Genomic DNA, 24,702 nt, shown 5'->3' on the forward strand with positions numbered 1-24,702 from the left:
CGTGGTTTGAGAAGAGAAAAAATATGAACGCGTTATTATACGGACTGGTGGTGATCATCTGGGGAACCACCTGGATTGCCATTTTCCTCCAGCAGGGTCCCGTACCCGCCCCCGTCTCTATTTTCTGGCGTTTCGCGGTGGCCAGCGCCACGATGATGGTAGTGTTACTTGCCCTGCGCCGGTTGCGTAAGCTGGCGCTGCGGGATCATCTGTTCTGCATGCTTCAGGGATGCTGCGTCTTCTGCTTTAACTTCTGGTGTTTTTATACCGCGGCGGCACACATCAACACCGGGCTGGAATCGGTGATCTTCTCCATGGCGGTGCTCTACAACGCCATTAACTGTTTTATTTTCTTTGGACAGCGCCCGCCCGCGCGTTTCTGGACGGCGGCGGCGCTGGGTCTTGTGGGGATCGTGACCCTTTTCTGGGACGACCTGCTGGCCAGCGGCTGGAGCGTATCGCTCCTGACGGGCATTGGCCTTTCCGCCCTCGGCACGTACGGCTTCTCGCTGGGCAATATGATCAGCATGTGCCATCAGCGCAGAGGTCTGGAAACCATGACCACCAACGCCTGGGCTATGCTTTACGGCACGCTGGTGATGGGGGGTATTGCGCTCTTCAGAGGCGACAGTTTTACCCCGGAATGGACGGTCACCTACATGGGCGCGCTGCTCTATCTGGCCCTCTTCGGCTCGGTGATTGCCTTTGGCGCCTACTTCACGCTGGTGGGACGTATCGGCCCCGGGAAAGCGGCCTACAGTACGCTGCTCTTCCCGCTGGTGGCGCTCTCTATCTCAACGGTGTATGAAGGTTACGTCTGGCACATCAACGGTATCGTCGGTTTGCTGCTGATTCTGGGCGGGAATATGGTGATGTTCACGAAACCAGAGACCTGGTTCAGGCGCCTGCGTACGGCGTAAAAAAACGGCCTGCGCAATGCAGGCCGCTTAACGTTATTTCGCTGTTTTATGCACGTCAAACATGGTGGCGTCCGTCGCCATGTCGTCAACAACCTGCTTCAGCGTCGCAAAGGTCATCGGCGTACTTTCGTTATTCAGCTCTTTACCTTCACCTTTACGAACCACCTTCATCACCGGTTTATTGGTGGCCGCGTCGATCAGCTCACCTTCAAAGTAGAGATGGGTATCCATGGTGCGATGGCCGGTAGCCATCTGCGTACCTGCTACCACCAGCGCGACCGGCACCACTTCATAGAACTGCAGGCCTTCTTTCTGCGAACTCACCCCGGTAATAGCACCGCGGAAAATCAGGCTGTGTTTACCCGGCGTGGTCACAATCGGCTTACGGGTACCAATAGCCGTTTTCATTTTGTTATTGGTGTAATTCAGCAGCTCATCAAGAGTTTGTTTCCCGATCTGAGTCGTCGGTTTTGGCGTTGGATAATAAGTAATTGGCGTCCAGATAATGCTGTCATAGTTGGCTTCGTTATAGGAAGGGTCAACCCAACGCAGCGTTGGTTTACCCGTTGCAGACGTCGTCTGCTGCAAGCCGGAATAATCTTTTAAAAAGCCTGAATATTGTTCTGGAGCCGCGACTTTTGAAGAACAGCCCGCCACTGCCAATAAACCCGTAAGCACTGCAACTTTAAAAAAAGTTTGAGTACGCATGATAGTTTTCCATGTAATCTGCAAGTATGCATTTGAAGTTATAGCAAAAGTTCGGTGGGTTTGTTGTGACAAAAAATGACGTGGGGAGCACAAATTGCGAAAAGAGTGCCCGGCAGCGTACCGGGCAGAGAAAATTACTGATTAATATCCACCTGCCAGAACAAATGTTTACCAAACGGATCGATTTCGTAACCTGTCACCTCTTTGCGCACCGGTTCGAAGATCGTTGAATGCGCAATCATAACCGCCGGCATCTGGTCATGCATGATCTGCTGCGCCTCTTTATACAGCGCCACGCGCTTGTCGCGATCGGTAGTTGATTTTGCCTCCGCGATAATTTTATCAAACGGCTTATAGCACCACTTCGCCGAATTCGAACCGCCGTTGGCCGAGGTGCAGGTAAACAGCGGGCCAAAGAAGTTATCCGGGTCGCCCGTTGCGGTCGTCCAGCCCATCAGGGCAGCCTGATGTTCACCGTCCTTCACGCGCTTGAGATATTCGCCCCATTCGTAGGTGACAATTTTGGTCTGCACCCCCACCTTCGCCCAGTCAGCCTGAATCATCTCCGCCATCCGTCTGGCGTTCGGGTTATAGGGCCGCTGGACGGGCATCGCCCACAGGTCAATACTCATGCCGCCGGCTAAACCGGCCTCTTTCAGCAACGCTTTCGCTTTTTCAGGATCGTAATCGTAATCCTTCAGCTCGCTGTCAGCGCTCCAGACGCCCGGCGGCAGCAGATTTTTGGCCGCGGTGCCGGTGCCGTGGAACACCGCGTCGATAATGGCCGGCTTATTGATCGCCATCGCCAGCGCCTGGCGAACCTTCACGTTATCCAGCGGCGGCTTTTGGGTATTAAACGCCAGGAAGCCGGTATTCAGCCCCGCCTTGCTCATCAGGGTGATATCTTTGTTGGCCTTCATGCGCGGCAGATCGGCCGGGTTCGGGAACGGCATGACCTGACACTCGTTCTTTTCAATTTTGGCAAAACGTACGGAGGCATCCGGGGTAATGCTGAACACCAGCCTGTCCAGCTTTGATTTCCCCTGCCAGTAGTCGGCAAACGCCGTAAACAGAATGCGGGAATCCTTCTGATACTGCGCCAGCTTAAACGGCCCGGTGCCAATGGGCTGCATATCCACCTTCTCCGGCGTGCCCGCTTTCAACATTGCATCGGCATACTCCGCGGAGAGGATCGAGGCAAAATACCATGCCAGATCCGCAACAAACGGCGCTTCAGGGTGCGCCAGGGTAAAACGCACCGTGTGGTCATCGACTTTATCAATAGCGGTAATCAGGCTGCCAAACTCCAGGCTTTCGAAGTTGGAATAGCTGCCGTTAGAGACGTTGTGATAGGGATGGTTCACGTCCTTCTGGCGCATAAACGAGAAGATCACGTCATCGGCGTTAAAATCGCGGGTCGGCGTGAAGAATTTATTGCTCTGAAACTTCACCCCTTTACGCAGATGGAAGGTATAAACCTTGCCGTCGTCGCTCACCTCCCAGCGCTCTGCCAGGCTCGGCACCAGCTCCGTGGTGCCGGGTTTGAAATCGACCAGCCGGTTGTAGACCGGCACTGCGCTGGCATCCACGCTGGTGCCCGAGGTGTATAACTGGGGATTAAAGTTTTCCGGTGACCCTTCGGAGCAATACACCAGCGTTTTCGCGGCTACGGTGGAACTGACCGTGAGCGCAGCGAGTGCCAGCGTTAACGTTGTGCGTTTGCTTGTCATCATTTATTCCTGTCTTTTTAATTCGACGGCTAATTAATTCTTTTGCCATTTCATAAATAACATTAAAGTGAAGTGGCAAACACCCGAAAAATAAATAAGGAAGAAAACACTATGGGCTCGCCGCTTTCCAGACAATTAACGCACCGTTTTTTCCGCTATCTTGCGATTACCAGCCAGAGCGATCCGAAAGTGAAAACTCTGCCCTCGACGCCGGGCCAGCACGACATGGCGCGAGAGCTGGCACAGGAGCTGGCGCAGCTGGGGTTAGACGACATCGTGATTGACGAATTCGCGACCGTGACGGCAGTGAAAAAAGGCAACGTGCCCGGCGCGCCGCGCATCGGCTTTATTACCCACATTGATACCGTTGACGTTGGTTTATCACCGAATATTCATCCGCAAATATTAACGTTTAATGGTGAAGATCTCTGTCTGAATAAGGAAAAAGACATCTGGCTGCGCGTGAACGAGCACCCGGAAATTCTGGCTTATCCTAATGAGGAGATTATTTTCAGCGACGGTACCAGCGTATTGGGCGCAGACAATAAAGCGGCGGTGACGGTGGTAATGACCGTACTGGAAAACCTCACCGCTGAGCATCAGCATGGCGACATTGTGGTCGCGTTTGTGCCCGACGAAGAGATTGGCCTGAACGGCGCCAAGGCGCTGGATCTGAAACGCTTCGACGTGGACTTTGCCTGGACCATCGACTGCTGTGAGCTGGGAGAAATTGTTTACGAGAATTTTAACGCGGCAGCGGCAGAGATCCACTTCACCGGCGTGACGGCGCACCCGATGTCCGCCAAAGGGGTTCTGGTGAACCCGTTATTGATGGCGACCGACTTCATCAGCCATTTCGACCGCCAGCAAACCCCGGAGTGCACCGAGGGCCGCGAGGGCTATATCTGGTTTAACGGCATTCAGGCCGGACAGAACGACGCCGTGCTAAAGGCTAATATTCGCGATTTTGATAAAGCCAGCTTTGCCGCCCGCAAGCAGCAGATTGCGGACGTCGCCGCGCTGATTGCTTCCCAACACCCGACGGCGAAGGTCGACTATCGCATTGAAGATACCTACAGCAACATCAGCAATGCGATTGGTGAAGACCGGCGCGCCATCGACCTGATGTTTGAGGCGATGGAATCGCTCGGCATCACCCCAAAACCGATCCCTATGCGCGGCGGCACGGACGGCGCGGCGCTGTCGGCAAAAGGGCTACTCACCCCGAACTTCTTCACCGGCGCGCACAATTTCCACTCGAAGTTTGAGTTCCTGCCGCTGTCGTCGTTCGAGGCGTCTTACAAGACTGCCCTGCAGATCTGCCTGCTGGCCGCCCGTTAAGCGGGCTTGCGCGCCAGCATGGTGGCAAAGCGCAGCTTGATGCGGTTGCCGTTTTCATCGGTGCGGTGCAGTTCGCCAACCTCTTCGTTGTATTTGAGCAGCTCCCAGCCTTCGTAGTAGCTGCTCAGCTCACCGCTTTTGAACGCAAACGGGAAGCCGACGGTGCACGGGTAATCCGCCGTGTCCATCGCGGCAACGATCAGGTTGTAGCCGCCGGGTTTGGTGCAGCGCTGCATGTTGGCGATAAGGCCCGGAATGGTTTTCGCCTCCAGGAACATCAGCACCACGGTGGAAAGAATAAAGTCGTACTCGCCGTCAAAGCTCAGGCTGTTAAGATCTTTGACGGCAGTGTGCAGATTCTCAATCCCTTCTGCCGCCTTGATGCGCTCAATGTTATCAACGCTCATCGGGTTTTTATCCCAGGCGGTCACCTCGTGGCCGTTGGCCGCCAGATAAAGGCTGTTGCGGCCATTTCCGCAGCCCAGATCCAATGTCTTGCCGGGCTTTACGATCCCCGCGCTGTACAGCACCTCTGAATGCGTACGGGTTAAGCCATATTTCTCTGCGAAGTAATTTTCATCGACAGCCATTATTTTTCCTCAGATTGCATAAGCAGTGCCTTATCAGTGCGCACCAGAAGTTTGCCCTGAATCAGCAGAATAAACGTACGGACCAACAGCATCCCAATGATGAGATTGGTAAAGATAAACAGCGGCACGGCAATGGCGTGGAAGAATCCAGACGAGCTGCCGTGACCCAGATGCAGCCCGGTGGTAGCCAGAGCCGACACGCCAAACGAGAAACTCCAGAAGGAGGCGTTAAACGGCTGAGACACATACCACGGCAGCAGGCGCAGCATAAAGAGCAACTGCAACAGGCCGTAGCCGAACAGCATTTTGGCGAAGGTGTCGGCTTCCCCACCGTTGACGCTAAACCAGGCGCTGCACGCCACCAGCGCGGGCGCCAGCTGAATGCCTAAAGCGGTGCGCTGCGCGGTGGGAAGCTCCCCGACGCTGCGAAGACGCTGGAGGATCACCGGCTCCAGGCTGAGCCAGGAAAAGACGCCCGCGCCGAGAAAAACGAGCCCTGCATCGTTGAACCCCAGAGCACCGCACGCCATCGCGCTGATGAAATTATTCGCCACCGTCGGCAGATACAATCCGGGCGTGGTGGCCTCCTGCGGGTGCCTGCCTCGCCAGAGCCCGGCGCTTTGCCAGGCGGAGTAAGCAAGTTGTAACACCACGCCCACGCCGAACAGCGCCAGCGATACCGGGCGGAACCAGGGCACAAAACCGATTGCGACCAGCATGGTGGTGGCTGGAAAAAGGCTGACGAAGCTGCTCATTACCGGGTGGCGCATCTCTGCCAGCACGCTGTGCGGGAAACGGATCGCACGGGTAATAAACGCCGTCGTCAGTAAAAACCAGCAGGCAACTGCGAGAGCAACCAGAATCTCACCCGGCCAGCGCGTCACCGGCCACAGGGTGCTGGCGTATCGCCAGGCGAAACCCATGCCGATGATGCCCAGCACCATGCCAAAATAGCCTGCGGGAAGGTTAAGCGCCTGTTCAGGTTTGTTTAATTTATCCATTAATTTGAATTTTTAAAATGCATTTTAAATGCCATTTTAAGGGGTTTCAGCAACGGATGCCAGCACAACGGAAAGCCGAAAGTTTGCTACGTTTAGTGAAGACGCATATCAGGGACCCCACGATGAATAAGTATCGGCTCAGCGATGAAACCCGGCTCTGGCAATGGAAAAATGGCGAAACATCCCACTCAACGACGCTGCGGCAGATTATCGCTACGGTGGACTTTAACGATGTGAAGGCTGGCACGAAAGGCGGCTGGATTGACGATGAGCGCGCCCTTGCGCAGGACGGAGACTGCTGGATCTACGATGAAAACAGCGTGGTCTTCGCCGGCGCAACCGTGTCCGGCAACGCGCGCCTGACCCTGCCGTGCACCGTCAGCCATGACGCGCATATCGGCGATAACTGCTGGCTTGACGCCGCAGAGGTCAGCCACAGGGCGCGAATAAGTGACAACGTCACCATTCAGCACTCCTGCGTGCGGGGTGAGTGCCATCTTTACGGCGATGCGCGCGTGCTGCACAACAGCGTCATCATTGCCGCTAAAGGCCTCACGCCGGACCACGACCAGATCCTGCAAATCTACGGCAAGGCGACGGTAAGCCGGTCGCGCATTGTGCATCAGGCACAAATATACGGCGAGGCGATGGTGAATAATGCGTTTGTTGAGCACCGCGCCGAAGTGTTCGACTGCGCGATCCTCGAAGGTAACGAACTCAACAACGTCTGGGTGTGCGACTGCGCCAAAGTGTACGGCAACGCCCGCGTGATAGCCGGTTTCGACGATGACGCCATCCCTACCGTGCGCTACAGCTCTCAGATTGCCGAGAACGCCGTGGTGGAAGGAAACTGCATCATCAAGCACCACGTCCTGATCGGCGGGCAGGCATGGCTGCGCGGCGGGCCGATCATGCTGGATGATAAGGTGGTGATTCAGGGACGCGCGCGGATCAGCGGCGACGTGCTGATTGAGCATCGGGTAGAAATCACCGACGATGCGGTGATAGAGGCCTTTGCTGGTGAGAGCATTCACCTGCGCGGTGAAAAGGTGATCAACGGCGACCAGCGCATCACCCGCACGCCGCTGCTGGGGGCGCTATAGGGTATAAATTTTGCCGTAGATGTTCACATCGTCATAGGCGCTATTGAGGTATTCCGCTTCCCGCATGCACCCTTCCAGCGTAAAACCGTTGCGCAGGGCCACGCTGTTGCTGTGCTGATTCGCCACCCGACACTTGATCACAAAACGGCGGATCTCTCCGCGCTCAGCGTAGTAGCGCATAAACGCCTGCAGCGACTGCGAGAGGATCCCCTGCCCCTGGTGCGCTTCATCCAGCCAGTAGCCGATGTACGCGGCTTTGTTGGCAGGCTCAATCGCATTAAACGACAGTACGCCGACCAGCGCATCCTCCCTGAAGATCAAAAACATTTTGGCGTAGCCGCGCTGGTGCAGCATCTGGTTACTCTGCACGTTGCGTCGGGTGTCATCTTCAGTCCCCACGTGCTGCGCCCAGTCAAAGGCGGTTTGCAGATAGGCTCTGTTTTTGACGACGAGGTTATGCAGTTCGGCAGTGTAGCGCTCTTCGACGGCGCGAAGCTCGAGAGCGTCAGATACGGGAATAGTTTCGGATTGTGTTGCGGTCATTGCCCCTCACCCTAACCCTCTCCCACAGGGAGAGGGAATCGATCGTTAACGCATTACCCGGTCATCAACGTAATGACGTTTATCCGGCGCTGGCGGGAAATACTGATACAGCCAGGTTTCGCTGATGGCATCGCCCTGGCAGCGCAGGAACAGGCGCATATCCACCGGCTCCGTCGAATCCGACGTTGGGTACCAGTCAAACAGAATGCGATACCCGTCAAACGGCTCAACATAAAGGATCTCAACCTGCTTCGCTTCACCGCTGGAGAGCGTAATCACCGGCTCAATGCCTTTTGGCGCAGCGGCCTTCAGGTCGCCGCCGACGAAATCAATCGCAAAGCGACGGGCCCACACTTTCGGATAGTGTTCGCCCGGCGCCCAGCCCTCCGGGAAGCCGCCCATGCCGGTGCGGGTCGCGTAAACGTTGGCCAGCGGGGAACGCACCGGCGGCTGCGCGCTCCAGTAGAGACGATATTTAAAGTCCAGTTCGTCGCCCGCTTTCACCGGTTTTTCCGGCTGCCAGAAGCAGACCACGTTATCCAGCGTTTCACCGGTGGTTGGGATCTCCATCAGCGCGATAGATCCTTTCCCCCAGTCGTTGCGCGGCTCAACCCACAGGCTCGGGCGCTTGTTATACCAGCCCATCACGTCCTGATAGTGGGAGAAATCGCGATCGAGCTGCAGCAGGCCGAACCCTTTCGGGTTTTTGTCCAGATAGGCATTAAACTGCAGCTTCTGCGGGTTATTGAGCGGACGGCAGATCCACTCCCCGTTGCCGCGCCACATTGCCAGGCGGTCGGAGTCGTGGATTTGCGGGTGAATGGTGTCGCACATGCGGCGTTCGTTGTTGCCGCAACTGAACATGCTGGTCATCGGCGCGATGCCCAGCTGCTTAATGTCCTTACGCGCGTAGAGATGGTTTTCCACCTCCATGATCACCTGGCTCTTCTCGCAGTGGATCACGAATTTATAGGCACCGGTGACGCTCGGGCTGTCCAGCAGCGTATAGACGGTAAAGGTGGTATCGCCAGGCTTGACGGTTTCAAACCAGAAGGAGGTGAAGTCCGGGAACTCTTCCGGGGTGTCGGTAAAGGTATCTACCGCCAGACCGCGCGCGGAAAGCCCGTACTGGTAGGTGTCGTCCACCGCGCGGAAATAGCTCGCCCCGAGGAAAGAGACGATATCGCGGCGCGCCAGCTCAGGCGCTTTAAAGGCGCGGAAGCCCGCAAAGCCGAGATCGCTTTGCCCTTCCAGCTGTTTGGTATCGACACCCGTGTCACCGTAGCTGAACAGCTCAGGGCGGAAGTGGATCTCGCGCGCCATAGAGGTAGACTGGTCCAGCGAGAACATCCGCACGCGGCGGCGGAACCCCATTCCCATATGGAAGAACTGCACGTCCAGCTGACGCCCTTCAATGTTGTTCCACAGAGACTGTTTTTCATCGTAGCGGATGGCGTTATACGCCTGCGGCGTCATGGTCGCCAGCGTCTCCGGCAGCGGACGCGGCGCGCCACCCCACGGGGTTTTCGCCAGGTCATGCGCCATGGATTGCAGTACGGAGAAGTCAAACCGACGGCTCTGACCGTCAGCGATGTCAGAGTCAGCCGCATATGCCGCTTTGGAAAACAGGGAAGCAAGGCCAGAGGTGCCGCTCAGGGCTGCCACAGCCAGCGAGCCTTTTAGAAAACGTCTGCGATTCATGCCTGGAAAAACGTCCTTATGGTCGTGTGAATGTGTTTCGCGCTCGGCGAAATGACGGCAAGAAAGAACGCACAGCCTAAACAAAAATGGTTAAGAATCCAATTGTTGGCCGGTGATTATATGAACAAAGTGAGAAATATTTTCTGTCGACCAGAACGGCCCGAAAGTGGTGTAAAGAAAGCCTGGAAAATGTGTAGAAAAATGCCCCGTCAGGACATCAGCTGACGGGGCCAATGAGGCGGTTATTTTACGCTGACATCGATACCCGGGAAGTACTTATCAGCGAGTTTGGCGATCGTGCCGTCGGCACGTACTTTATCAATGGCGGCATCAAGCTGCTTTTTGGTGGCCTCGTCACCTTTGCGCAACCCAAAGCCGATCCCACTGCCGAGGATTGTGTCGTCAGACACCGGTTTGCCGATGAAGCCAAACCCTTTTCCCTGCGGCTTGCTGAGGAAACCCGCCTGCCCGGCCGCGGACATGACCAGCGAGGCGTCAATGCGGCCATTCAGCAGGTCACCCCAGGCCATATTCTGATCTTTATACGACACCACGGTGACACCCTGCTTTTCCCAGTGCTCTTTGGCATAGGTTTCCTGAATCGACCCCTGCAGCACGCCGATGGTTTTCCCCTTCAGCCCTTCAGGCGTCGCTTCGACCGCCGTACCGGCCTTGCCGACCAGCTGAGACGGAATGCGGTAGATCGGCTGGGTAAAATCGATGCTCTTGCGGCGCTGCTCGGTAATGTTCATCGCCGAATTGATGGCGTCAAACTTCTTCGCCACCAGCCCCGGGATCAGCGCGTCAAACGAGGTTTCGACCCAGCTGCACTTCAGCGCTGCCGCTTTGCAGATGGCATTTCCGAGCTCAACGTCAAACCCTTCCAGTTCGCCTGCCGCATTACGGCTTTCAAACGGCGGGTATTCCGCTTCCAGACCGTAGCGCAGCTCGGTGGCCGCGAAGGAGGAAAAGGTACACAGCAATCCCATGCCGACAACTAACGCGCGTAATTTCATCTCATACTCCTTAGCGTGGTTTAACCCGACACAGGGCTTGAGCACCTGCCCGTAACGTCGCCTCATCTTTCGCAAAAGAGAGGCGAATCAATTTATTATCCGTGCCGTCGGCATAAAACGCCGACAGCGGAATGGTGGCAACACCGTACTCAACAATCAGCCGCTTCACCAGCTCGCTGTCGCGCTCGTCGCTAAACTGGCTGTAGTCCGCCAGCATAAAGAACGACCCGGCGCTCGGCAGCAGGGTAAACGGCGAATCGGCCAGCAGGCCGTGCAGCAGATCGCGCTTACGCTGGTAAAACGCCGACAGCGACAGCCAGGTTTGCGGATCGGTCATGTGTTCTGCAAACGCGTATTGCATTGGCGTATCGGCAGAGAACATCAAAAATTGATGGACTTTACATATCTCGTCCATCAGCTCTGCGGGCGCCACACAATAACCCACGCGCCAGCCGGTGACGTGATAGGTTTTTCCGAAAGAAGAAATAATCACGCTACGTTCCGCCAGCTGCGGGTGCGTGGCCATCCCGTGGTGCGGTTCCCCATCAAACACGACGTGTTCATACACTTCGTCAGACAAAATAATGATGTCGGTATTGCGCGTCAGCGCCGCCAGCTGCTGCAGGTCGTTGGCTGAAAAGACCTGGCCGCTCGGGTTGTGCGGCGTATTGATGATGATCATGCGCGTGTGCGGGGTGATTGCCGCACGGACCTCATCCCAGTTGACGGCAAAATCCGGCACCGTGAGCTTGATGGCGACAGGCGTTGCCCCCTGCAGACGAACAATCGGCGCGTAGCTGTCAAACGACGGCTCAAAGTAGATCACCTCATCGCCAGGGTGCACCAGCCCGCTTATCGCCGAATAGAGCCCTTCGCTGGCGCTGGCGGTGACCAGCACCTCGCTGGCAGGGTTATACTGCGTGCCGTAGAGCGCGGCAATCTTATCGGCGATGCGTTCTTTGAGCGGCTGCAGGCCGGTCATCGACGCATACTGGTTATGCCCTGCCTCCATTGCGCGGGTAACGCCGGCGATCAGCTTCGGGTCGCAGGAAAAATTCGGTGCCCCCTGAGAAAGGTTGATGGCGTTATGCTGGGCCGAAAGCTGGCCGATAACGGTAAAAATGGTGGTCCCCACGTCTGGCAGCTTGGAGCGCGTTTGCACCGGCGTTCGTAAAGTCATCCTCTTTCCCTTCTCATGGATATTGCATAACTATTCAAACAACAACTTCGTTGCCGGGACAATCGAATTGTTGTCATAATAGCCATGAGAAAAATGCATAGCTGAGGTGTTTCAATGTCACGCCGTTCGCTCCCGCTCAATGCCATCGACGCATTTTTAGTCACCGCGCGTCATCTGAATCTTACCCACGCCGCCGCGGAACTCTGCCTGACGCAGGGGGCCGTGAGCCGTAAGATTGCCTCCCTTGAAGCCTGGTTTGGCTTTCCGCTGTTTGAGCGCCACGCGCGCGGGTTGCGCCTCTCCCCTCAGGGCAGCGCCCTGCTTCCCGAACTGCAGTCCTCCTTCGAACAACTGCTGAGCGTGGCCGACCAGGCCCGCAGCCAGCACACGGTGATCCGCCTCAAGGCCCCCACCTGCGCGATGCGCTGGCTGGTGCCGCGCCTGCTGGAAGTGGAGCGCGAGCAGCCGGATCTGCAGATCGCGCTCACCACCACGACCGATCATAACGTCAATTTCAAAACCGAATCTTACGATGCCGCCATCGTCTTCGGCACGCACATGAGCGCAGGCGATCTGCTGTTCGAAGAGGCGCTGACGCCGGTGTTCAGCCCCGTGCGAGCGGGTGCCGCGCTGGGTTCGCTGACGTTTCTTCATCCGACAAGGGATAAGACAGACTGGTCACTGTGGCTGGCGAATCAGGAAGGTACGGGCTTTGCTATGCACAAAAATCAACACTTCGATACGATGGATCTCGCCATTACCGCCGCCATTCAGGGGCTGGGCGTAGCCATTGCCGACGAAACGCTGGTGGCAGAAGATATCCGCGCCGGAAGGCTAATGCGGCCCTATGAGACCAGCATTAAAACCGGCGCGAGCTACCGGCTGGTGCTGCGCGAAACGCCTTGTCAGGAGAATGGTCTGGCGGCGTTTCGCGCCTGTTTGCTTAATCGAGGCTGACGTGGTGCTTCATTACGCGCTTGAAGAGGCTCATGCGGGCGCGCATAAAGCGGTTTTCAAGCCTGAAACCTGCATGTTTATTCACACCAATACGTAACAGCACGTCCCGCCCTTTGCGGCAGGCGGGCCAGCGCGTCGGCCCGTGAAGGCTGTCATGCGTTCCGGCATCGCGCGCAAAGCTCACCCAGTAATCAGCCACCTGGGCGGCAAACGCCAGATCCCGTTCGTTAACGTACTGGCGCGAAGGCTCCACCTGCCCGAGGGTATCGAACGCGTACGGCACCTCATTGCCGTGCCAGGCACCGTTGATATAGGTGGCGTGTTCCGCTTCGGCCACATAGTCAAACCAGTAGCGCCAGCAAAGCCCGCCGACGCGCTGCTGGGCCTGCATCACCACGTAGCCCATAGTGGTGAAGGCCATGTCGCGGCACACCTGCCTGCCGAGCTCCTCGTCGCCCTTCACGCCCGGATAAAGCAGCTTGATGAGCCCCAGCCCGAAGCGGCGCTCCCGGCGAAGCTTCTGGATCTGCCCGGCGAGATCGACACCAAACACCGCCATCACGCTGGCTTCATCGCTGTTGGAGCCAATCATCACCGGCACGGGATGCTGGCGGGCGGCGAAAAAGACGTCCAGCATCGCCTCCGGCAAAACGCAATCCCCAACGATAGGGGCCGGGGCGACGTTCAGCGGCGCGGTCAGCGGCCAGAACGCCTCGGGCGGGATCGCGCGCAGCTGCTCTGCCGTCGCATTTTTCAGCCCGAAGTGGGCGGCCAGCGCTTCCCCTTTTTGCAGGGCCTGCGCGCGCGGCGTATCCGGCAATGTGTACCCGCTTTGCACTATCGCCTTATGGAAGAGTCCTTTCGCCAGCGGCGAGGCCAGCAGCGACAGCACGCTGCGCGCGCCGGCGGATTCACCAAACAGGGTCACGTTATTCGGGTCGCCACCAAACGCGGCAATATTATCCCGCACCCATTCGAGCGCGGCGATCTGGTCCAGCAGGGCAAAATTATGCACCACCCGCTCCTCTTCACCTTCCAGAGCGGGATGGGCGAAGAAGCCGAGATGGCCGAGACGGTAGTTAATCGTGACGACAACCACCCCGCGGGATGCCAGGGCTTTGCCGTTATACGGCGGCAGGCTTCCGGCGCCGATCGTAAACCCGCCGCCGTGCAGCCAGACCATGACCGGCAGCGGCCCGGTACGGTCGATAGGGGACCAGACGTTCAGATAGAGGCAGTCTTCAGAAAACTGGCCGGGATCGCCCCCGCCCAGCTCCTGACAATATTCACTGCTTTGCCAGCTTGAGGGCGAAAAGTCGGTAGCTGCACGCACGCCATCCCAGCGTTCCGGCGGCCGGGGTGAGCGCCAGCGCCAGTCGCCAACGGGCGGTGCGGCATAGGGAATACCGCGCCAGAGGTGAACGTTTTCATCGGTTAAACCAGACAGTGCGCCCTGGCGCGTTTCAACCACAGGGGCGGAAGGATTTTGCATAACGACCTTATTTTTTCCATCACACCCCTGAAGAGTAACGATTTCAGAGCAAACCGCAACGCTGTTTGCTGCGCGTTTCCGCCTCCTCGTAGAGCGTAAATTCGTCATACACCGGGCAGCCGAGTGCGGCTTCAAACGCATTGCGGCTGGCATTTCCGTGGCTGCGCGCCTGGGTTTCATTCCCGAGATTGGACTGGAAAATCCCCGCCGCGCTGACCGGAAGGAAATCTTCGTAAATTATCGGCTGGGCCACCACCCACCCGCGCTCGATCAGCGGCTGCGGGTCATCCCCCGGACGAAACGCGTGACGATGGGCCTCTCCCGCCGGGGTCAGGCGATAGCGAAAATACGCCAGCTCCTGACGGCGCAGGAACATTTCGCTGTCCGGGAAGGCGCTGAAAATTTCCCGCAAATGCAGCTGGTGCGTGAGGTTATCTTTTCCGGTTCCGGCCTGGGCCAGCAGGCTATCGTACAGTTCACGGCCTTTCGGGGTCAGCGCCACGCCGCGCTGTTCAATTTCACCGAAGCGTGCGGTGTGGGTGCCTTTATGTTCTCCGGCGAAAAGCACCGGTTCTTCAAGGGCTTTAAAGCTGGTCTGACGCAGCAGGATCGGCACTTCACGACGCGGCGGCCCTTCGATCAGAATTTTGGGCTCAATCCCGTACTTCGGCATCAGCTCCTGTACACGGTCAATGTCCAGCGTGCGCGGCGTGAGGTGATTGATATGGCACCCCGGGAAGCAGACCACGTCAGCTATCAGGCGGTGCTCGTTACTCAACGCCAGGTAGGTCTCCTGGTCGACCGTTGCGTGACGGTGCCAGCGGAAGGTTTCTAACGCTTCCTGCACAAACTCGTGCGCCTGCGCTTCGGTAAAGTGCCCTTCCGACTCATGGAGGTCAATAAGTTCCAGACAGCGCGGCGTAAAGATGTTCCGCTGAGATAGAATTTCTGCCGCCCGCTCGCGTAACGCCACGTTTTCAATCAGCTCAAGGCGCAGCAGTGAGGTAAAGATACGAAACGGATTGCGGCACAGCGCCGCATCGTCAACCGGACGAAACGCCGTTGAGTGGACCGGTACCCCCGCCTGAGAAAGATCGTAATAGCTGACCGGGAACATGCCCATGATGGCAAACATACGACGCAGGGTGGAAAGCTCTTGTGCCGTACCGACGCGGATCGCCCCGTGACGCTCTACGTTCAGGCGCGCCAGCTCGTCGGCGTTCGCCAGTTGTTCATGTAATAGTGGATTATTTTCCAGAACCGCCAGGTTTACGTCCGCGACCAGCTCAAGCAAGGTGCCATACTGCGGAACTTCCTGCTGGTACATCGCCGACATAGCCTGCGAAAAATGTTCCCGAATATCATCAGCCGTGATGGTGTTCGCCATGATGTCATGCCTCCAGTGAATATTACCTGGAGTGTAGAGAAGGCCGTTCCTTCCGGGGGGAAGAATTTCTGATTTGTGATCTTAAGACGCCAGTGGTTAAACCGTGTGCTACCGACCCCTGTCAGCCACCTCGTCATCTTTTTCCAGGATTTTCCTTATGATTCGTAGCGGCTATTTTTTCTAGCCCTTAAGGGGTAATTTTCTCCTAATCACCGCTTGCAAATTATTCGTTTTTGCTAAGCCATTATTATTGGCCTCAACCTTCCGCTTTTTAAATGAAACTTAGGACTAATCCGATCATTTGTTTACAAGTCCTTCCCACACTTCCATATTTCCAAACCAAGCGAAGCGCAAACGCAGCAATAACTAAATATAACGCAACCGCTAATGGCGAAACGAATTTGACGTATGCCTCACAGCGACTAGAGTTATTACTCGAACGACGAGTGATACGGAATATTTTCGTATCGTACTGACATAACCAATATATGACTATGAGGTTTAATATGGCAGAGCATCGTGGTGGTTCCGGTAATTTCGCTGAAGACCGTGAAAAAGCATCAGAAGCTGGACGTAAAGGCGGCCAGCACAGCGGTGGTAATTTCAAAAACGATCCGCAACGCGCATCTGAAGCGGGTAAGAAAGGGGGACAGAACAGTCACGGCGGAGGCCGTAAATCTGATAACTCCTGATCTTATTTAGTACTCTTTTAATAAAACCTGAGAGCATGCTGCGGGCTGAAAAGCTCGCAGTACCCTTTCCTTATTTTACCGGAGCGTAATTATTATGAATATGAAAAGTGTTGAGGATGTATTTATTCATCTTCTGTCCGATACCTACAGCGCTGAAAAACAACTTACCCGAGCGTTAAGCAAACTCGCTCGCGCCGCCTCCAGCGAGAAGCTGAGCGCCGCCTTCACCGCGCACCTGGAGGAGACGCAGGGTCAGATTGAACGTATTGACCAGATCGTCGAACAGGAAGACGGTATTAAGCTCAAGCGCATGAAGTGCGTGGCAATGGAAGGCTTAATTGAAGAAGCTAACGAAGTTATCGAAAGTACGGAAAAAAATGAAGTGCGTGATGCCGCGTTAATTGCCGCTGCGCAAAAAGTGGAGCATTACGAAATAGCCAGCTACGGTACCCTTGCGACCCTCGCAGAACAATTGGGCTACAAAAAAGCCGTTAAACTTCTTGCCGAAACGCTGGAAGAAGAGAAAGAGACCGACCTTAAACTCACCGACCTGGCCGTTGGCAATATTAACCAAAAAGCGCAGAAATGACGCGATAAGACAGGTTAAATAAAATGAGCATCAGTCCCAGGACAATTAAACGGTGCCATTTAGCGGCAGCAATAATATGGTTCATTCTCGCTATCCCTTCCGTAATATGGTGGAAGAATAGCGTACTGTGGGTCATTATCATCAGCATTTACGCCAATATTGTCGGCCACTTATCTGGCTACAGTGCCGCACGTGCCGATCAGGCTGCTGAAAGTGAGACCAAATAAGCGAACCCCTAATGAGGATACAATGATGAATCACGTAGAACACTACCATGACTGGCTACGCGATGCCCATGCAATGGAAAAGCAAGCCGAATCTATGCTGGAATCCATGGCCAGCCGTATTGATAATTATCCTGATGTTCGCGCCAGAATTGAGCAACATATTAATGAGACAAAACGGCAAATTACATTGCTGGAGGAAATCCTCGACCGTAATGATATTTCTCGTTCGGTCTTAAAAGACTCGATGAGCAAAATGGCGGCCCTGGGTCAATCCATCGGCGGTATGTTCCCGTCCGATGAGATCGTTAAGGGCTCGATCAGCGGCTATGTCTTCGAACAGTTTGAAATCGCCTGCTACACCTCCCTGCTCGCTGCGGCGAAAAAAGCGGGCGATACCGCCTCTGTGCCTGCCATTGAGACGATCCTCGCAGAAGAGCGCGAAATGGCCGACTGGCTGATTCGCCATATCCCGCAAACGACGGAACAGTTCCTGCTGCGTTCAGACGCAGACGGTGTCGAAGCGAAAAAATAATCCACAGGAGAGTGCCTATGTTTCGACACGTCAAACAGCTGCAATATACGGTTCGCGTCGCCGAACCCAACCCCGGTCTTGCTAACCTTTTACTGGAACAGTTTGGTGGGCCGCAGGGCGAACTGGCTGCCGCCTGCCGTTACTTCACTCAGGGCCTGAGCGATGACGATCCGGGCCGCAAGGATATGCTGATGGATATCGCCACCGAGGAGCTAAGCCACCTCGAAATCATCGGTACGCTGGTTGGTATGCTGAACAAAGGTGCCAAAGGCGCGCTGGCGGAAGGGGTGGAAAATGAGGCTGAACTGTATCGGTCCATGACCGAAAACGGTAACGACAGCCACATCACCTCCCTGCTCTACGGCGGCGGTACCCCGCTCACTAACTCGGCGGGCGTGCCCTGGACGGCAGCCTACGTCGATACCATCGGCGAGCCGACGGCGGATCTGCGGTCGAACGTGGCGGCAGAGGCCAGGGCGAAAATCATCTATGAACGGCTGATTAACGTCACTGACGATCCCGGAGTGAAGGATGCGCTGGCGTTTCTGATGACGCGTGAGGCGGCGCATCAGCTCTCCTTTGAGAAGGCGCTGCAGTCCATTCGTAATAATTTCCCGCCGGGAAAACTGCCGCCAATCGAGGAATTCACCAACAAGTACTACAATATGTCTGAAGGTGGAGAGGTTCGCGGAAGCTGGAACAGCGATAAGCACTTTGATTACGTTGAGTCCCCCCAGCCTGCGGTTGATGGCGGAGACGGTAGCGCCAGCGTGACGCTCACAGCTGAACAGGCAACCCTGGTTAAGGCGATGTCTGCCCGCACCAAGTCCGATCCCCATTCCGACCCGCTGACCGGTGCCGAGCTGGGTGCCGGAAAGAGTAAACCGTAATCGGTTTTGCCGGGCATCCTGACCTGCCCGGCAATTCTCGTGCCCCATCGCTTCAGAGGTACGGACCATGTTCGAACTTGATGCATTTCATCTCGCCAGAATTCAGTTCGCTTTTACCGTCTCGTTTCACATTCTTTTCCCGGCGATCACCATCGGTCTTGCCAGCTATCTGGTCGTGCTTGAAGGCATGTGGCTGCGCACCAAAAACGACGTCTGGCGCTCGCTGTACCACTTCTGGCTCAAGATATTTGCCGTTAACTTCGGGATGGGTGTCGTTTCCGGACTGGTCATGGCGTATCAGTTCGGCACCAACTGGAGCGGGTTCTCCCAGTTCGCAGGCAGTATTACCGGTCCCCTGCTGACCTACGAGGTGTTAACCGCCTTCTTCCTGGAAGCCGGCTTTCTTGGCGTAATGATGTTCGGCTGGAACAAGGTTGGCCCTGGGCTGCACTTCTTTTCAACCTGCATGGTGGCGCTCGGCACGCTGATGTCGACCTTCTGGATTCTCGCCTCAAACAGCTGGATGCACACCCCGCAGGGTTTTACTATCGAGAACGGGCAGGTCATTCCGCAGGACTGGCTGGCGATTATCTTTAACCCCTCCTTCCCTTACCGCCTGATTCATATGGCCATCGCCGCATTTCTGAGCAGCGCGCTGTTTGTCGGCGCGTCGGGCGCATGGCACCTGCTGCGCGGTAACGATACCCCTGCCATACGCACCATGTTCTCCATGGCGATGTGGATGGCGCTGCTGGTTGCCCCCATTCAGGCCGTCGTGGGCGATATGCACGGCCTGAACACGCTTGAGCATCAGCCAGCCAAAATTGCCGCCATAGAGGGGCACTGGGAAAATCCGCCCGGCGAGGCCACGCCGCTGCTGCTGTTTGGCCTGCCCGATATGGACGAGGAGCGCACCAAATACGGTCTTGAAATCCCCGCGCTCGGCAGCCTTATCCTGACGCACAGCCTCGATAAGCAGGTTCCGGCGCTGAAGGACTTCCCGAAAGAGGATCGCCCAAACTCGACCATCGTCTTCTGGTCGTTTCGCATCATGGTCGGAATGGGCCTGCTGATGATTACCCTCGGTCTGGTCAGCCTCTGGCTACGCTATCGCCACCGGCTCTACCACTCGCGTCCGTTCCAGTGGTTTGCTCTTTGCATGGGGCCCGCGGGTCTGGTGGCGCTGCTCGCCGGCTGGGTGACCACCGAAGTGGGCCGCCAGCCGTGGGTGGTTTACGGTTATCTGCGCACGATTGACGCGGTCTCCCTGCACAGCACCCTGCAGATGAGCATCAGCCTGCTGGCGTTCTTCGTTGTCTACTCGTCGGTGTTTGGCGTGGGCTATGTGTACCTCATCCGGCTGATTAAGAAAGGCCCGCAGCCCGTCGATACGCTGACGTCAAACACGTCGGGCACCCCCGCCCGTCCACTGTCTGCCGCGGAGTCTGTTCCGGAACAGGAGAGAAACTGATGGGCGTCGATATCTCTGTTATCTGGTTTGCCATCATCGTCTTTGCCACGCTGATGTACATCATTATGGATGGCTTTGATTTAGGCATCGGCCTGCTGTTTAACTTCGTGGGCGATGCGAAAGAGCGCGATGTGATGGTCAACAGCGTAGCGCCCGTATGGGACGGCAACGAGACCTGGCTGGTGCTCGGCGGCGCAGGGCTGTTTGGCGCGTTCCCGCTGGCTTACGCGGTGATCATTGATGCCCTGACGATCCCCCTCACCGCGATGCTGATCGGCCTCATCTTTCGCGGCGTCGCCTTTGAGTTTCGTTTTAAAGCGACGCCTTCGCACCGCAAGTTCTGGGACTACTCCTTCGCCGGTGGCTCTCTGCTCGCCACCTTCAGCCAGGGGATCGTCGTGGGGGCGGTGATCAACGGCTTTGAGGTTGAGGGCAGACGCTTTGTGGGCTCGCCGCTTGAATGGCTGACGCCCTTTAACCTTTTCTGCGGTATCGGCCTGGTGGTCGCCTACACGCTGCTGGGCACCACCTGGCTTATCATGAAAAGTGAAGGTGCCCTGCAACGCCGTATGCGCGAGCTAACCCGCCACGTGCTGCTGGCCCTGATGGTGGTGATCGCGGTGGTCAGCGTCTGGACGCCGCTCGGCTGGCAGTACGTGGCCGACCGTTGGTTTACCCTGCCCAACTTCTTCTGGTTCCTGCCGGTTCCCCTGCTGGTAGGCCTGTTTAGCGTGCTGATCTGGCGGCTGACCCGCAACCCGGCCAGCCACTCGCGTCCCTTCCTGCTGACGCTGGGGCTGATCTTCCTCGGATTTAGCGGCCTGGGTATCAGCCTGTGGCCAAACATTATTCCGCCGCGCATCACCCTGTGGGAAGCCGCGGCGCCCCCCGCCAGCCAGCTGTTTATGCTGGTCGGGACCCTGCTGATAATTCCGGTGATTCTGGTATACACCGCCTGGAGCTATTACGTGTTCCGGGGCAAGGTTTCGGATACTGAAGGCTATCACTGAGGAACGCTATGACGGACTGGCATACACGGGCCATTATCTACCAGATTGATACCGCGCTTTTTTACGATATGAACGGCGATGGCTGCGGGGACATCGCCGGGATCGCGGCCAAGCTGCGCTATATTCGCCGCATGGGGGCGACAGTTATCTGGATTACCCCGTTTTACCTCACGCCCTTTCTCGATGAGGGCTACGACGTCAGCGACCATCTGCAGGTGGACCCCCGCTTCGGAAAACTGGCCGATATCATCGCTTTTATCGAACAGGCCCGGGAGCTGGGCATACAGGTCATTATTGAGCTGCTGATCCAGCACACCTCGGACGCCCATCCCTGGTTCCAGCAGGCCCGCCGCAGCCCCGCCTCGCCCTATCGCGATTACTATATCTGGTCGGATAACGACGACGACGATACGCCCCCCATGTTCCCCGGCGTGGAAAAGAGCGTCTGGAGCTGGGACGACGAGGCGGGACAGTATTACCGGCACATGTTCTACCGCCACGAGCCGGACCTGAACCTGACCTCGCCCGCCGTGCTTAAGGAGATTGAGAATATTATCCTCTTCTGGCTCAAGCTGGGGGTATCGGGATTTCGACTGGATGCCGCATCACACCTCACGAAGCAGGCGGGCAGCGGTGACGAGAAAAAGGGCCTGTGGATCCTGGAGCACATGCGCCGTCTTATCGAACAGCGTAATCCGGACGCGATCCTGCTCGGCGAAGTGGACGTAGACGTTGAGGTTTATAAAGACTATTTCGGCAATAACGACCGTCTGCATCTGGTGCTCAACTTCTGGCTCAACAAGTATTTCTACGTCAGCCTGGCCAGAAAAAGCGCCCGCCCGCTGCGCAACGCGGTGAAGAAGATGATCGTCCCGCCAGATTCATGCTGTTTTGCCAACTGGCTGCGCAACCATGACGAGCTGGATCTGGAAGGGATTAGCCAGAAAGATAAACAGTTCGTGCTCGACACCTTCGCCCCTGACGAGGAGATGAACGTCTATCAGCGTGGGATCCGCCGACGTCTGGCCCCGATGCTGAATGGCGATCCAAAGCGGCTGGCGTTTTGCCACGCGGTGCTCTTTTCCCTGCCGGGCGTCCCGGTGATGCGCTACGGGGATGAGATCGGCATGGGTGACGACCTTGAACTGGAGGAGCGCTACGCCGTCCGCACCCCAATGCAGTGGGCAGGTTCACAGGGAGGTGGTTTTTCGGCGGCCGATCCTGAAAAATTTATTGCGCCGATAATCGACCACGGGCCCTACCGCTATCAGAAAATCAACGTCGCCGATTCGCTGCTCCACCGCAACTCGCTCCTGCACCGGATTATTGATATTGCCAATACCCGCTCGGAGTTCCCCGAAATTGCCGTGGCGCCCTTTCGCCTCATCACCCTCAATCATGACGCGGTGCTGGGGATCTATTACGAGACCGACGAGCGCAGCATTCTGACCTTCGTTAACTTCAGCGACCAGCCGGTACAGTTCACCGCCAGAGGGATCCGCAATGCCACCTGGACTGCCTGCCTCGCGGACAAACGCTACGACGACGCGCTGGTTTGCGGCAAAACCGTCGAACTCAGTATTGGCGCCTACGGCTACCGCTGGTTCTGGACGCACCGCAGCGCGCTGCGGTGATTAGCGTTTCCGGCGGGTTATCAGACGCGTCAGCATAATCCCCGCCACCGCGAGGGCCCCCAGCGCCACCTTGCCCGGCATACCGGAGGTGACGGACGTAGCGCGGTTCTTCGCTTCGTCGGTAAAACGACCATGGATTTTGTGCAGGTCGTCAATCGGCTGGTCGAGATAGTCCCGCCGATCCGCTGCGTTCAGATCGTCGGTCATCTGGCCTTCCCAGGCTTTTTTTACCATCAGACGGTCAAGGTAGCCCGGAAAGAAGAATTGCCCGACGATGGACTGGATAGTGCTGCTGCCCACCCACAGCTCTCGCACCGGTTTCTGCGCAACCTTAAAGATGGCGCTGGCGGCCACTTCAGGCTCAAAGACCGGCGGCACCGGTCGCATCGCCCAGGCGAACTTATTCCTTGCCCATTCGAACTGCGGCGTATTGAGCCCCGGCATCTGCACCATGGAAAGCTGAACCCGGCTGTTCTCGTGCATCAGCTCCGTGCGCACCGCATCGGTGAATCCGCGGATCGCCGCTTTGGCCCCGCAGTAGGCCGACTGCAAAGGGATGGAACGGTAGGCCAGCGCGGACCCCACCTGAATAATCACCCCCCTGTCGCGGGGCACCATCAGCTCCAGCGCGGCGCGGGTGCCGTTAACAAATCCGAGATAGGTAACATCCGTCACGCGACGAAACTCATCCGGCGTCAGGGTACGAAACGGCGCCAGCACGGCCCCCATCGCATTGTTGATCCAGACATCAATCGCCCCGAGGCGATACTCAATCTCGTTAGCCGCATCCACCACCGCCTGGCTGTCGGCGACGTCCGCCTGCACCGCGTGGGCATTAACGCCGAAGCGGCGAAGCTCTTCCTGGGTGGAGTGCAGGCTGGCTTCATCGCGGGCGATAAGCCCCACATCGTAACCTGCCTTTGCAAATTTCAGCGCCGTGGCTTTTCCCACGCCCGCCGTCCCGCCGGTAATCACTATGACCGCCATAGAACCTCCGCGTGAATTTAGCCGTTATTGCCGTCCGACAATGTTGTCACCAGTTCAGCGAGCGAAAATTGCACCGCTTTTTCCACCACATCCTGGCAGTCGCCGGAGAAAAGGACGGTGCGGGTTTTCGTCTCACCGCAGATATTCCAGGCAAAGCAGACCGTTCCCGCCGCCGTACCGTCATCGCCCCCTTCCGGACCCGCGTAGCCGCTGATGGCGATGCTGATATCCGCCTGGGCAATGTCGCGGATGCTGGCGGCCATCTCGGTCACCGTCTGTTCACTGACGGCGGTATAGCGCGCCAGCGTCTCCTGACGCACGCCGAGGATCCGCGATTTGGCTTCATCGCTGAACACAACCAGCCCGACGTCATAAAAATCGGCCGTGTTTTCCTCTGCACACAGCGCCACCGAGAGCTTTCCTCCCGTGCAGGATTCCGCGGTGGTTAAGCGCAGCCCGGCATCGGTTAATTTACTCGCCAGCTTTTTGGTGAGTTCACTCACGGTATAATGACTGTCGTGTAAAAGATTGCTCATCTTGCCGCCTCTTATTTTTCAACAGGAATGATTGAAATATGTCCATTGCGCTCAAGTATGGCATATTTAATTTCGCTAAGTTCTGTAATGCCATTATTTTGACGCGCTGACACCAGAATATCATCACAAGATACGTCGACTTTTTTTAGCTTATCCGCTAATGGAACGCCATTCTCAACCAGAATCACAGGGGTCCCATCAAGAATATTCTCCACCGGGGAAAAATATTTCTTCATCAGGCCAAATATAATGTCAACGACCACCAGCGTGGTAATGGTAATCATTGCGCCGGTAACCGAGAAATCCTGCCCCAAAAGCGCCTGTTGCGTCGCCTCACTAATAATTAAGAGGAGGATGAGATCAAAGCTGGTCATCTGCAGCAGCGCCCGTCGCCCTGCCACTTTAAATACCACCACGAGAAACAGATAAATCGCCAGCGCGCGAAAGACCATATCCATATCAGCC

25 protein-coding genes are annotated in these 24,702 nt (G+C 56.7%); 12 read left to right on the forward strand and 13 right to left on the reverse strand.

From position 1 onward, the window contains the following. Window positions 1-23 precede the first annotated feature (23 nt). Window positions 24-920, forward strand: coding sequence for a DMT family transporter (locus IM295_RS17155; RefSeq protein WP_193067042.1), 897 nt, complete (start codon window positions 24-26; stop codon window positions 918-920). A gap of 33 nt (window positions 921-953) precedes the next feature. Here the strand turns inward: IM295_RS17155 and IM295_RS17160 are convergent, their stop codons facing one another. Then, complete coding sequence (locus tag IM295_RS17160; protein WP_028013119.1) at window positions 954-1,628, reverse strand: DUF3313 domain-containing protein; 675 nt, start codon at window positions 1,626-1,628, stop codon at window positions 954-956. Between the two features lie 134 nt (window positions 1,629-1,762). After that, window positions 1,763-3,358 (reverse strand): ABC transporter substrate-binding protein, encoded by a 1,596-nt coding sequence (locus IM295_RS17165; RefSeq protein WP_163332444.1) that lies wholly within the window; start codon window positions 3,356-3,358, stop codon window positions 1,763-1,765. Between the two features lie 111 nt (window positions 3,359-3,469). Between IM295_RS17165 and pepT the strand changes: the two genes are divergently transcribed. Then, the gene (pepT, locus tag IM295_RS17170) at window positions 3,470-4,699 is read left to right on the forward strand and encodes a peptidase T (RefSeq protein ID WP_193067043.1); all 1,230 of its coding nucleotides are present in this window, start codon (window positions 3,470-3,472) and stop codon (window positions 4,697-4,699) included. Here pepT and tehB read toward each other — a convergent pair. Both tehB and tehA read right to left on the reverse strand, forming a co-directional pair. Then, on the reverse strand, window positions 4,696-5,289 hold the full coding sequence (gene tehB, locus IM295_RS17175) for a tellurite resistance methyltransferase TehB (protein WP_193067044.1): 594 nt from the start codon (window positions 5,287-5,289) through the stop codon (window positions 4,696-4,698). The two genes, pepT and tehB, sit on opposite strands and share 4 nt — an antisense overlap. Beyond that, on the reverse strand, window positions 5,289-6,290 hold the full coding sequence (tehA, locus tag IM295_RS17180; protein WP_193067045.1) for a dicarboxylate transporter/tellurite-resistance protein TehA: 1,002 nt from the start codon (window positions 6,288-6,290) through the stop codon (window positions 5,289-5,291). Before tehA ends, tehB begins: the two co-directional genes overlap by 1 nt. A 122-nt stretch (window positions 6,291-6,412) precedes the next feature. Here tehA and ydcK point away from each other — a divergent pair, with 122 nt between their 5' ends. Further along, a complete protein-coding gene (gene ydcK / locus IM295_RS17185; RefSeq protein ID WP_193067046.1) occupies window positions 6,413-7,393 on the forward strand; it encodes a YdcK family protein in 981 nt (326 codons plus the stop codon). Here ydcK and rimL read toward each other — a convergent pair. From rimL to IM295_RS17205, 4 genes are all read right to left on the reverse strand, one after another. After that, entirely contained in the window at window positions 7,388-7,936 is a 549-nt protein-coding gene (gene rimL, locus IM295_RS17190; protein WP_193067047.1) for a 50S ribosomal protein L7/L12-serine acetyltransferase, read from the reverse strand. The genes ydcK and rimL overlap by 6 nt on opposite strands. Window positions 7,937-7,981: 45 nt before the next feature. Further along, window positions 7,982-9,637 (reverse strand): glucan biosynthesis protein D, encoded by a 1,656-nt coding sequence (locus IM295_RS17195; protein WP_045260490.1) that lies wholly within the window; start codon window positions 9,635-9,637, stop codon window positions 7,982-7,984. Between the two features lie 242 nt (window positions 9,638-9,879). Beyond that, window positions 9,880-10,653, reverse strand: coding sequence for a transporter substrate-binding domain-containing protein (locus IM295_RS17200; RefSeq protein ID WP_025756391.1), 774 nt, complete (start codon window positions 10,651-10,653; stop codon window positions 9,880-9,882). 10 nt (window positions 10,654-10,663) lie between these two features. Further along, a complete protein-coding gene (locus IM295_RS17205) occupies window positions 10,664-11,833 on the reverse strand; it encodes a pyridoxal phosphate-dependent aminotransferase (RefSeq protein ID WP_193067048.1) in 1,170 nt (389 codons plus the stop codon). A gap of 114 nt (window positions 11,834-11,947) precedes the next feature. Here IM295_RS17205 and IM295_RS17210 point away from each other — a divergent pair, with 114 nt between their 5' ends. Further along, window positions 11,948-12,790 carry a LysR family transcriptional regulator gene (locus IM295_RS17210; protein WP_192971053.1) on the forward strand — a complete coding sequence of 281 codons (843 nt, stop codon included), beginning with the start codon at window positions 11,948-11,950 and terminating at the stop codon, window positions 12,788-12,790. Here the strand turns inward: IM295_RS17210 and IM295_RS17215 are convergent. Continuing rightward, window positions 12,777-14,282 (reverse strand): carboxylesterase/lipase family protein, encoded by a 1,506-nt coding sequence (locus IM295_RS17215; protein ID WP_193067049.1) that lies wholly within the window; start codon window positions 14,280-14,282, stop codon window positions 12,777-12,779. The two genes, IM295_RS17210 and IM295_RS17215, sit on opposite strands and share 14 nt — an antisense overlap. A 43-nt stretch (window positions 14,283-14,325) precedes the next feature. After that, window positions 14,326-15,669, reverse strand: coding sequence for a VOC family protein (locus tag IM295_RS17220; protein ID WP_028013108.1), 1,344 nt, complete (start codon window positions 15,667-15,669; stop codon window positions 14,326-14,328). Window positions 15,670-16,175: 506 nt separating this feature from the next. On the opposite strand from IM295_RS17220, the gene IM295_RS17225 reads away from it, so the two are divergent. From IM295_RS17225 to IM295_RS17260, 8 genes are all read left to right on the forward strand, one after another. After that, window positions 16,176-16,361 (forward strand): general stress protein, encoded by a 186-nt coding sequence (locus IM295_RS17225; RefSeq protein ID WP_004150795.1) that lies wholly within the window; start codon window positions 16,176-16,178, stop codon window positions 16,359-16,361. 94 nt (window positions 16,362-16,455) lie between these two features. Continuing rightward, window positions 16,456-16,950, forward strand: a complete 495-nt coding sequence (locus tag IM295_RS17230; RefSeq protein WP_008502272.1) for a ferritin-like domain-containing protein — start codon at window positions 16,456-16,458, stop codon at window positions 16,948-16,950. Between the two features lie 23 nt (window positions 16,951-16,973). Continuing rightward, complete coding sequence (locus IM295_RS17235; RefSeq protein ID WP_008502273.1) at window positions 16,974-17,177, forward strand: hypothetical protein; 204 nt, start codon at window positions 16,974-16,976, stop codon at window positions 17,175-17,177. 25 nt (window positions 17,178-17,202) lie between these two features. After that, complete coding sequence (locus tag IM295_RS17240) at window positions 17,203-17,709, forward strand: ferritin-like domain-containing protein (RefSeq protein ID WP_028013107.1); 507 nt, start codon at window positions 17,203-17,205, stop codon at window positions 17,707-17,709. Window positions 17,710-17,726: 17 nt separating this feature from the next. Then, entirely contained in the window at window positions 17,727-18,599 is an 873-nt protein-coding gene (locus tag IM295_RS17245) for a manganese catalase family protein (RefSeq protein WP_028013106.1), read from the forward strand. Window positions 18,600-18,666: 67 nt separating this feature from the next. Beyond that, a complete protein-coding gene (locus tag IM295_RS17250; RefSeq protein ID WP_028013105.1) occupies window positions 18,667-20,070 on the forward strand; it encodes a cytochrome ubiquinol oxidase subunit I in 1,404 nt (467 codons plus the stop codon). Then, window positions 20,070-21,080 (forward strand): cytochrome d ubiquinol oxidase subunit II, encoded by a 1,011-nt coding sequence (gene cydB / locus IM295_RS17255; protein ID WP_193067050.1) that lies wholly within the window; start codon window positions 20,070-20,072, stop codon window positions 21,078-21,080. The genes IM295_RS17250 and cydB overlap by 1 nt, the downstream gene beginning before the upstream one ends. A gap of 8 nt (window positions 21,081-21,088) precedes the next feature. Then, window positions 21,089-22,714, forward strand: coding sequence for an alpha-amylase family protein (locus IM295_RS17260; RefSeq protein ID WP_193067051.1), 1,626 nt, complete (start codon window positions 21,089-21,091; stop codon window positions 22,712-22,714). Here IM295_RS17260 and IM295_RS17265 read toward each other — a convergent pair whose 3' ends face one another. The 3 genes from IM295_RS17265 to IM295_RS17275 are packed head-to-tail and all read right to left on the reverse strand — an operon-like array spanning window position 22,715 to window position 24,695. Continuing rightward, window positions 22,715-23,701, reverse strand: coding sequence for an SDR family oxidoreductase (locus tag IM295_RS17265; RefSeq protein ID WP_193067052.1), 987 nt, complete (start codon window positions 23,699-23,701; stop codon window positions 22,715-22,717). Window positions 23,702-23,718: 17 nt separating this feature from the next. Then, entirely contained in the window at window positions 23,719-24,237 is a 519-nt protein-coding gene (locus IM295_RS17270; RefSeq protein ID WP_047368522.1) for a 2-oxo-tetronate isomerase, read from the reverse strand. Window positions 24,238-24,248: 11 nt separating this feature from the next. Further along, entirely contained in the window at window positions 24,249-24,695 is a 447-nt protein-coding gene (locus IM295_RS17275) for a DUF421 domain-containing protein (RefSeq protein ID WP_028013100.1), read from the reverse strand. Between the last annotated feature and the right edge of the window lie 7 nt (window positions 24,696-24,702).

It is taken from the genome of Enterobacter cloacae complex sp. P14RS, from assembly GCF_014895895.1.
Lineage (GTDB): Bacteria > Pseudomonadota > Gammaproteobacteria > Enterobacterales > Enterobacteriaceae > Enterobacter > Enterobacter bugandensis.

What these genes read in the sequence shown, in the direction of transcription:
- IM295_RS17155 (WP_193067042.1), top strand. Translation starts at nt 24, where the DNA reads ATGAACGCGTTATTATACGGACTGGTGGTGATCATCTGGGGAACCACC.
- IM295_RS17160 (WP_028013119.1), bottom strand. Translation starts at nt 1,628, where the DNA reads ATGCGTACTCAAACTTTTTTTAAAGTTGCAGTGCTTACGGGTTTATTG.
- IM295_RS17165 (WP_163332444.1), bottom strand. Translation starts at nt 3,358, where the DNA reads ATGACAAGCAAACGCACAACGTTAACGCTGGCACTCGCTGCGCTCACG.
- pepT (WP_193067043.1), top strand. Translation starts at nt 3,470, where the DNA reads ATGGGCTCGCCGCTTTCCAGACAATTAACGCACCGTTTTTTCCGCTAT.
- tehB (WP_193067044.1), bottom strand. Translation starts at nt 5,289, where the DNA reads ATGGCTGTCGATGAAAATTACTTCGCAGAGAAATATGGCTTAACCCGT.
- tehA (WP_193067045.1), bottom strand. Translation starts at nt 6,290, where the DNA reads ATGGATAAATTAAACAAACCTGAACAGGCGCTTAACCTTCCCGCAGGC.
- ydcK (WP_193067046.1), top strand. Translation starts at nt 6,413, where the DNA reads ATGAATAAGTATCGGCTCAGCGATGAAACCCGGCTCTGGCAATGGAAA.
- rimL (WP_193067047.1), bottom strand. Translation starts at nt 7,936, where the DNA reads ATGACCGCAACACAATCCGAAACTATTCCCGTATCTGACGCTCTCGAG.
- IM295_RS17195 (WP_045260490.1), bottom strand. Translation starts at nt 9,637, where the DNA reads ATGAATCGCAGACGTTTTCTAAAAGGCTCGCTGGCTGTGGCAGCCCTG.
- IM295_RS17200 (WP_025756391.1), bottom strand. Translation starts at nt 10,653, where the DNA reads ATGAAATTACGCGCGTTAGTTGTCGGCATGGGATTGCTGTGTACCTTT.
- IM295_RS17205 (WP_193067048.1), bottom strand. Translation starts at nt 11,833, where the DNA reads ATGACTTTACGAACGCCGGTGCAAACGCGCTCCAAGCTGCCAGACGTG.
- IM295_RS17210 (WP_192971053.1), top strand. Translation starts at nt 11,948, where the DNA reads ATGTCACGCCGTTCGCTCCCGCTCAATGCCATCGACGCATTTTTAGTC.
- IM295_RS17215 (WP_193067049.1), bottom strand. Translation starts at nt 14,282, where the DNA reads ATGCAAAATCCTTCCGCCCCTGTGGTTGAAACGCGCCAGGGCGCACTG.
- IM295_RS17220 (WP_028013108.1), bottom strand. Translation starts at nt 15,669, where the DNA reads ATGGCGAACACCATCACGGCTGATGATATTCGGGAACATTTTTCGCAG.
- IM295_RS17225 (WP_004150795.1), top strand. Translation starts at nt 16,176, where the DNA reads ATGGCAGAGCATCGTGGTGGTTCCGGTAATTTCGCTGAAGACCGTGAA.
- IM295_RS17230 (WP_008502272.1), top strand. Translation starts at nt 16,456, where the DNA reads ATGAATATGAAAAGTGTTGAGGATGTATTTATTCATCTTCTGTCCGAT.
- IM295_RS17235 (WP_008502273.1), top strand. Translation starts at nt 16,974, where the DNA reads ATGAGCATCAGTCCCAGGACAATTAAACGGTGCCATTTAGCGGCAGCA.
- IM295_RS17240 (WP_028013107.1), top strand. Translation starts at nt 17,203, where the DNA reads ATGAATCACGTAGAACACTACCATGACTGGCTACGCGATGCCCATGCA.
- IM295_RS17245 (WP_028013106.1), top strand. Translation starts at nt 17,727, where the DNA reads ATGTTTCGACACGTCAAACAGCTGCAATATACGGTTCGCGTCGCCGAA.
- IM295_RS17250 (WP_028013105.1), top strand. Translation starts at nt 18,667, where the DNA reads ATGTTCGAACTTGATGCATTTCATCTCGCCAGAATTCAGTTCGCTTTT.
- cydB (WP_193067050.1), top strand. Translation starts at nt 20,070, where the DNA reads ATGGGCGTCGATATCTCTGTTATCTGGTTTGCCATCATCGTCTTTGCC.
- IM295_RS17260 (WP_193067051.1), top strand. Translation starts at nt 21,089, where the DNA reads ATGACGGACTGGCATACACGGGCCATTATCTACCAGATTGATACCGCG.
- IM295_RS17265 (WP_193067052.1), bottom strand. Translation starts at nt 23,701, where the DNA reads ATGGCGGTCATAGTGATTACCGGCGGGACGGCGGGCGTGGGAAAAGCC.
- IM295_RS17270 (WP_047368522.1), bottom strand. Translation starts at nt 24,237, where the DNA reads ATGAGCAATCTTTTACACGACAGTCATTATACCGTGAGTGAACTCACC.
- IM295_RS17275 (WP_028013100.1), bottom strand. Translation starts at nt 24,695, where the DNA reads ATGGATATGGTCTTTCGCGCGCTGGCGATTTATCTGTTTCTCGTGGTG.